The sequence below is a fragment of the Oribacterium sp. oral taxon 078 str. F0263 genome, assembly GCF_000469565.1.
In the GTDB taxonomy this organism is placed as follows: domain Bacteria; phylum Bacillota; class Clostridia; order Lachnospirales; family Lachnospiraceae; genus Oribacterium.
This window is the reverse complement of sequence record NZ_KI273136.1, coordinates 1-7,236: the sequence shown is the minus strand read 5'-3', so window position 1 is coordinate 7,236 and position 7,236 is coordinate 1. Positions and strand designations below refer to the sequence as shown.

The window sequence follows — 7,236 nt, the reverse complement described above, 5'->3', positions numbered from 1 at the left end:
GCGGAGGTCGTCGGTTCGATTCCGATCCGGGTCGCTTATGAGTTTTCTCATAATATATGGATGGGTTCCCGAGTGGCCAAAGGGGGCAGACTGTAAATCTGTTGTCACTGACTTCGGTGGTTCGAATCCACCCCCATCCATCACTTACAGCGCGGGATGGAGCAGTCTGGTAGCTCGTCGGGCTCATAACCCGAAGGTCGTAGGTTCAAATCCTACTCCCGCAACGATAGATCTCCCATAGCCTGGGAGATCTTTTTTTGAGGAAAAATCCTTGTGATGCGGCTGCTCACACTTTTTTCTTCTTTCTTCCTGTTTTAAAGTTTCAGCCTGTGGAAAAGCGGCCCGTCGTTAAAGCCGGATGCATGGAAATGCCTCCGGCTGTTTCATCCTGTGCTCTGGATGAGAGAGCTTCAGATCGCTTCAGAGAGCTTCCTTTCACACAGTAAATCCAAATTAAAGCTTTCATGTTCGGAGTCAATGGAGAATGCCTTACGAGCTCTGAGAAGAGAATGGCGGCAGGGAGCCGGAGGACAACGATATTGCAAGCTCGATAGCAAAACGCTATAATCAAGCTGTTATCCTGTTGGCGGGGGAGCGGCTGAGCGAGGCTCGGAAAGGAAGGGTTTTAGATGAGAGTGGGACTTTTGACCAGCGGCGGGGATTGCCAGGCTTTGAACGCTACGATGCGGGGAGTCGCGAAGTCTCTCTACGGAATTTATGAGGATCTGGAAATCTATGGTTTTCTGGATGGCTACCGGGGCCTGATCTATGACGAGTATCGGAAGATGGAAAAGTCGGATTTTTCCGGCATTCTGACCCGCGGAGGCACCATACTTGGGACAAGCCGCACTCCCTTTAAGCTGATCCGTGAGCCGGATGAGAATGGTCTCGACAAGGTGGAGGCCATGAAGCACAGCTATCGGAAGCTCCGTCTGGACTGCCTCGTGGTCCTCGGGGGGAACGGCTCCCTGAAGACCGCGAATCTCCTCTCAGAGGAGGGGCTCAATATTGTAGGCTGTCCGAAGACGATTGACAATGATCTCTATGGGACGGATATGACCTTCGGCTTTTATTCCGCCGTCCAGGTCGCGACGAATGCGATCGACTGCATCCATACGACGGCGGCAAGTCACGGAAGAGTTTTTATCGTCGAGATCATGGGCCATAAGGTGGGTTTTCTCACGCTCTATTCCGCAATGGCCGGGGGAGCCGATATCATTCTCATCCCCGAGATCCCCTATGATCTGGAGTCTGTCTGCAAGAAGATCGCGGAGCGCCACAGGAGCGGCTCCCGCTTCTCCATCGTCGCGATCGCCGAGGGGGCGATCTCAAAGTCGGAGGCAAAGCTCACGAAGAAGGAGTTAAAGAAGAAGCTCGCCGAGGATCTCAGACTCTATCCCTCCGTCTCCTACAAGCTCGCAAAGCAGATCGAGCAGAGGACGGGGGCAGAGGTGAGGGTGACGGTGCCGGGGCACACGCAGAGGGGTGGTCAGCCGGTACCCTATGACCGCGTATTTGCGACGAGGGTCGGCGCGGCCGCGGCGAAGCTCATTCAGAAGGGAAAGTACGGAAAGATGGTCGCGCTGGTCAATAATGAACTGGTTTCCGTCCCTCTCTCGGAGATCGCCGGGAAGCTGAAGACGGTGGACCCGAAATCCAGTATCGTAGCGGAGGCGAGGATGCTGGGGATCTCCTTCGGGGACGAGATCTGAGAGCCGGAGGAAGAGTTTGTATACAGCACTTTATCGGAAATGGAGGTCCCGCGATTTCGAGGAGCTGAAGGGACAGGGAGCGGTCACGGAAGCGCTCAGAAATCAGGTGCGGAGCGGAAAGATCGGACACGCCTACCTTTTCTGCGGCACCCGCGGCACGGGGAAGACCTCTGCCGCAAAGATCTTTGCGAGGGCGGTGAACTGCGAAAATCCGCAGGATGGGAATCCGTGCAATCTTTGCAGAAGCTGTAAAGAGATCCTCAGCGGATCCAGCATGAATGTACTCGAGATGGACGCCGCGAGCAATAATGGCGTTGAGGATATCCGAAAGATCAGAGAGCAGGTCGAATACCCGCCGGTCTCCGGGAGGTACCGGGTTTACATCATTGACGAGGTCCATATGCTGAGCGCGGCTGCCTTCAATGCTTTTTTGAAAACGCTGGAGGAGCCCCCGGAATACGTGGTATTTATTCTGGCGACGACAGAACCGAATCGCCTCCCGATCACCATACTCTCCCGCTGCCAGCGCTATGACTTTCGGAGGATTTCCTCGGAGGTCATCGCGGAGCGCCTCGGGGAGATCGCGGGAGCGGAGGGAATTCCTGTTTCCCCGAAGGCGCTCTCCTATATCGCAAGAGTAGGGGACGGCTCGATGAGGGATGCGGTGAGTCTTTTGGATCAGTGTTCTGCCTTTCAGTTCGACCGGGAGATCAGCTATGAGGATGCGCTTAAGATTTTGGGGGCGGTGGACAGCTCCGTTTTTTCCGAGCTGATCCGCGCTCTTTCCGCGAGGGAAATCCGCTCGGCACTCTCTCTCCTTTCCGAGCTCATCGAGCAGGGAAGGGAGCTCTCACAGTTTCTCTCGGACTTCCTTTATTATGTGAGAAATCTTTTGCTCGCAAAGACGGTGGAGGATTTGAGCGGTCTTGTGGATCTCTCAAAGGAGAATTTTCAGAGGCTCCTGGAGGATAAGGAGCTCTTCAGTACGGATGAGCTTCTCCGCTATATCAGAAGGCTCTCCGAGCTCATCAATCAGCTTCGCTATTCCCCGGAGAAGAGGGTATTGATCGAGATCGAGCTCATAAAGCTCGCCTATCCGGAGACCGATATTTCCCCGGAGGGGATCAATGCGAGGATCGCCGATCTGACACGCCAAATCAGTCTCTGCCCGCCGACCAGGAGGGAAGAGAGGAAGCCGGAAGGCCCTGCCGGGGCAGAAATTTCCGATGGGGAGGAGAAGGAGCCAAAGACAGTTTCGCTTCCGCGGGCGCAGTATGAGGACCTCATGCTTTTAAAACGCGAGTGGGGGAATCTTTCCCGGGAGCTCTCCGGGGGGCCGCTTCGAAACGCCGCTCTGAATTCCCGGGTCTACCCCGCAAGGGGAAAGTCCGGAATGGTCATTGCGACAAAAAGTAAAGCAAGCTATAATATCATCTCAGAGCCGGAGGCGATTTCCGAGATCGAGGCTCTCGTCGCCGGGAGATATCAGAGGGAGATTCATTTCCAGGTTGAGAATTCTTCTGACGGGAGCAAAGAGAGCACGGTCTATGTGATGGAATCGGATCTTGAGCGGATTCATTTTCCGGTGGAGACGGTAGAGGAAGCCGCGGACGGAAGCTTTGAGGAGAAAGAGAGAGAGGAAGGAAATCAGGACCATGGCCAGATACGGGAATTTCTCCGGGGGAATGCCGGGGATGAATATGAATAATCTGATGAAGCAGTATCAGAAGATGCAGAAAAAGCTGGAGGAGACCCGGGAGGAGCTCGCGAAGACCGAGTACAGCGCGCAGGTCGGAGGAGGAGCGGTGAAGGTCACGGTCTCCGGAGAGAAGCGCATCACCAAGCTCTCGATCGACAAGGACGCACTGGATCCGGAGGATGTGGAGACCCTGCAGGACATGATTATCACAGCCTGCAATCAGGCGCTCTCGGAGATGGAGGAAGATTCCCAGAAGAAGATCGGAGATATCGGCGGAGGTCTGGGCATTTAGGATGGAATATTTCTCGAAGGATATCGCAAGACTCGTGACAGAGCTCTCCCGTCTTCCCGGTGTGGGAGTGAAGAGCGCGCAGAGGCTGGCCTTCTACATCATCAACGGTCCGCTGGAGCAGGCAGAGGCGCTTTCGGAATCCATCCTCTCCGCGAAGAAGAATATCCGCTACTGCAGGGAATGCTTTACGATCACGGATTCGGAGCTCTGTCCGGTCTGTGCCTCGGAGGAGCGGAACCACAGACAGATCATGGTTGTGGAAAATCCGAGAGATATGGGAGCCTACGAGAGGACGGGAAGATACCGCGGTGTCTACCATGTGCTGCACGGCGCGATCTCGCCGATGCTTGGGATCGGGCCGGAGGATATCCGCTTAAAGGAGCTCATGCAGCGCCTGCAAAAGCCGGTGGATGAGGTCATCATCGCCACCAATTCCTCGCTGGAGGGAGAGACGACGGCGACCTATCTGACGAAGCTGATTAAGCCGAGCGGGATCAGGCTGAGCCGAATCGCCTCCGGGGTTCCGGTCGGAGGTGATATTGAGAATATAGATGAGGTGACATTGCTCCGCGCGCTGGATGGGAGAGTGATACTCTAGGGATATCCGTCCGGGCGGAGCCGTCCGTTTTCCCGGGACGGGGACGGACATGCAGGAGAGGAGGAAGAGCCGCGGGCGGCAGTACGGACCCGATGCGGAGAACGCTTTTCTCAGCGCCTCCCAAGGGCAGCGCTCCCGGAGCCAGGGAGGGAAAGGACAAGGGCCGAAAGAGATTTATGGACAAGAATGAGTTTAATATCAGAGCAGAGCGGATCAGAAAACTGACAGAGGAGGGAGATTACAGGACGGCGATGCAGATCGCGGACAGCATCGACTGGAATCGGGTGCGGAACGCAAACCTCCTCTCCTCTATCGCGGATATCTACGAGCGGAATGGTGAATACCAGGAAGCGAGGGACATTCTCATGCTTGCCTATGACAGAGCGCCCGTCGGGAAGCGCTTTCTCTTCCGTCTCTCGGAGATCTCCGTAAAGGAAGGGGATCTGGATGCCGCGATGGAGTTCTATCGGGACTTCTGCGAGCTGAGCCCGGAGGATCCCCGCCAGTATCTTCTCCGCTATATGATCCTGAAGAAAAAGGGCGCGAAGCCGGAGCAGCTTATCGGTTCCCTGGAGCAGTACAGCTCCGAGGAGGTCGATGAAAAATGGCTCTATGAGCTCGCAAAGCTCTACGCGGACGCGGAAAAGGAAGCGGAATGCATCCGGACCTGCGACAAGATCATGCTTCTCTTCGGGCTCGGGAAATATGTGGACAAGGCGATGGAGCTGAAGCGCCGCTATCAGCCTCTCACAAAGGAACAGCTGGATCTGGAGGAGAACCGAGAAAAGTACGAGGATAAGCTTCGCCAGGTCTCCATGAAGTATGAGCCCAATGAGGACTATGATCTGGAAGGCGCGGACTTCCTGGGAAATAATGCCGTTCCGGAGGCGGCGGAGCCGGTCTCCGAGGAAGAGGCAAAGAAGGAGATGGCGGCAGCCTTTCGAAGGCCCAATGAGCAAAGGGAGAAGGAGGAGCCTTCGGAAGAGGAGGCAGTGATAGAGGAAAAGGAAGGGGAGGACGGGAGCGGCGCGCCCTCTGAGGACGAAAAAGAAGAGGAAGAGGCAGAGAGCGCAGAGAAGGAGGAGGATAGCCCGAAGAAGCAGCCCTCCGAAGGGGAGACGGAGGAAGAGGAAGAGAGGGAGGAGCCTTCCGCCCCGCTCTCTTCCGCCAGGGAGCCGGAGAAAAGCGCGGGAGAAACGGAGGAGAAGACCGAGGAGGAAATCGAGGAGATTGATTCCGGAGAACCCGAGGAAGAGAAGCACAACTATCATATGATTATCGAGGCCGCCTCTCCCGAGGACGGCTTCCGCATCGCGGTGGATGAGATCCGTTTCTTCCACAAAAAGTACGGGCTGGATTATAAGGTGGCGAAGACCACGGCGGAGAAGCTGAATGAGAAGGGCTTTAAAACCTTTCTTCCCCGCCTTCGCGGGAGGGATCTCATCATTGAGCACGCGGGGGAGCTGAAATACTCTGTGGTGGATGAGATCTCCGAATACCTGGATCAGCTCTCGGATTCCGCCTCCGTGGTCCTGGTGGATCTGCTGGATGCCTTTGACCGGATGGCGGAGGACCGGCCGCTCTTTATCCGAAAATTTGATCTTGTCTCCGATAAAAAGGCGGAGGAAGAGGAAGAAGAAAAGGAGGAGCTCCTCGAGGATGTCGATCTGAACGCAGAGCCAAAGGAAGAAAAGGAGCCTGAGAAGCCCGCGGAGGAGGAGAAGCGTCCGACGAGGCCGTATGACAGAGCGGAAGAAAAACGGGAGATCGAGGTCTTCCCGCAGCGCGCGGAGAGGAGCGTCCAACGGGAAAAGCCCGCGGAGGAGGAACGCCCCAGAGTCCCTCTGGAGGAGATCGCGGCAGAGAATGAGAATACCAGGCGGATCGAGAAGCCGGAGGAGAGCGGAGCGAGAGAGCGGAGAACTCCGGAGCAGTACAGGGAGCTCAGCATCGATGAGTTTGCGGAATATGCACAGGAATATGCGCGCTCCATTGACTGCGTCATGCCCGGAAAGACGGTAATCGCCCTGTATGAGCGGATTGAGCTCATGCAGGAGGATGGAATCCCGCTCAACAAGCAGAGCGCGGAGGAGCTCATCGAGGAGGCAGCGGACCGCGCGGAGAAGCCCTCCATCGGAAAGAAGCTCAGCGGCATGTTCCACCCGAAGTATGATAAGAATGACAAGCTGATCCTGAGAGAGGAGAATTTTATCAGTTGATGGATCTTGCAAAGATTATTCTGGAAAATTGGGTACAGCTGGCAGTGGCTGCCGAAATGGCAGCCATGTTTTATTATGGCTGGAAGAGCGGTCTGATCCGGATGCTCTTTTCCTTCCTGCCGACCGTCACAAGCTTTCTGATATGCAGGGCGCTTTTCCCCAGGGTGAAGGAGCTCCTCGCAGAAAACAGCGCGGCAAATGCCTTTCTGGAGGAAAGGATCCGCCCTCTCCTCCCGCAGCTTGGCGGAGCGGAAGCCGGAGATCCCAATGCGGAGATTCTCTATCGGATGATAGGACTGGACAAGCTGAGCTCGTATCTTGCGGAGCAGCTCTCCAATCTCCTGATCTCAGCACTTCTTTTTCTGATCCTTTTGCTTTTGGTGAAGGTCTTTATGGGGATATCCTTTCGCTTCCTGAATCTCCTCGCGGAGGCTCCCGGGCTGAGTCTGATCAACCGAAGTCTGGGAGCTCTGCTCTCTCTTTTGCAGGGGCTGTTTTATCTCTGGCTTTTGCTGATCCTCCTCTCCTTCCTCCCGGAAAACCCTGTGAGTATCTCTGTCGCGGAGCAATTCAGCCGCCCCGGAAGCTGGCTGAACTATATCCGGGAGGCAAATCTCATCACCCGCATCTTTTCTGCGGCAGCCGGACTTCCCTGGAAGATATAGAGAGGGAAAAGAAAAGTTAAAGAAAAGCATTGACAGAAGAGGGGAGAGGAT

At 55.6% G+C, this 7,236-nt stretch carries 6 protein-coding genes and 2 tRNA genes; all 8 read left to right on the top strand.

Features of this window, described 5'->3' with window-relative positions; all coding sequences use genetic code 11:
- The first annotated feature begins 58 nt into the window (after window positions 1-58).
- The 8 genes from HMPREF1986_RS11095 (at window position 59) to HMPREF1986_RS11060 (ending at window position 7,185) form a co-directional block, all read left to right on the top strand.
- Window positions 59-140: transfer RNA gene (locus HMPREF1986_RS11095), tRNA-Tyr, on the top strand.
- Window positions 141-150: 10 nt separating this feature from the next.
- Window positions 151-224 (top strand) — tRNA-Met (locus tag HMPREF1986_RS11090).
- A 405-nt stretch (window positions 225-629) separates the two neighbouring features.
- Entirely contained in the window at window positions 630-1,712 is a 1,083-nt protein-coding gene (locus HMPREF1986_RS11085; RefSeq protein ID WP_009216421.1) for a 6-phosphofructokinase, read from the top strand.
- A 16-nt stretch (window positions 1,713-1,728) separates the two neighbouring features.
- Entirely contained in the window at window positions 1,729-3,420 is a 1,692-nt protein-coding gene (gene dnaX, locus HMPREF1986_RS11080; protein WP_021774946.1) for a DNA polymerase III subunit gamma/tau, read from the top strand.
- The gene (locus HMPREF1986_RS11075) at window positions 3,368-3,703 is read left to right on the top strand and encodes a YbaB/EbfC family nucleoid-associated protein (protein ID WP_036600457.1); all 336 of its coding nucleotides are present in this window, start codon (window positions 3,368-3,370) and stop codon (window positions 3,701-3,703) included. Before dnaX ends, HMPREF1986_RS11075 begins: the two co-directional genes overlap by 53 nt.
- Before the next feature lies 1 nt (window position 3,704).
- Window positions 3,705-4,301 carry a recombination mediator RecR gene (recR, locus tag HMPREF1986_RS11070; RefSeq protein ID WP_021774945.1) on the top strand — a complete coding sequence of 199 codons (597 nt, stop codon included), beginning with the start codon at window positions 3,705-3,707 and terminating at the stop codon, window positions 4,299-4,301.
- Between the two features lie 176 nt (window positions 4,302-4,477).
- On the top strand, window positions 4,478-6,520 hold the full coding sequence (locus tag HMPREF1986_RS11065) for a tetratricopeptide repeat protein (RefSeq protein ID WP_036600462.1): 2,043 nt from the start codon (window positions 4,478-4,480) through the stop codon (window positions 6,518-6,520).
- Window positions 6,520-7,185 carry a CvpA family protein gene (locus HMPREF1986_RS11060; protein WP_021774943.1) on the top strand — a complete coding sequence of 222 codons (666 nt, stop codon included), beginning with the start codon at window positions 6,520-6,522 and terminating at the stop codon, window positions 7,183-7,185. The genes HMPREF1986_RS11065 and HMPREF1986_RS11060 overlap by 1 nt, the downstream gene beginning before the upstream one ends.
- Window positions 7,186-7,236 lie beyond the last annotated feature (51 nt).

What these genes read in the sequence shown, in the direction of transcription:
- HMPREF1986_RS11085 (WP_009216421.1), top strand. Translation starts at nt 630, where the DNA reads ATGAGAGTGGGACTTTTGACCAGCGGCGGGGATTGCCAGGCTTTGAAC.
- HMPREF1986_RS11075 (WP_036600457.1), top strand. Translation starts at nt 3,368, where the DNA reads ATGGCCAGATACGGGAATTTCTCCGGGGGAATGCCGGGGATGAATATG.
- recR (WP_021774945.1), top strand. Translation starts at nt 3,705, where the DNA reads ATGGAATATTTCTCGAAGGATATCGCAAGACTCGTGACAGAGCTCTCC.
- HMPREF1986_RS11065 (WP_036600462.1), top strand. Translation starts at nt 4,478, where the DNA reads ATGGACAAGAATGAGTTTAATATCAGAGCAGAGCGGATCAGAAAACTG.
- HMPREF1986_RS11060 (WP_021774943.1), top strand. Translation starts at nt 6,520, where the DNA reads ATGGATCTTGCAAAGATTATTCTGGAAAATTGGGTACAGCTGGCAGTG.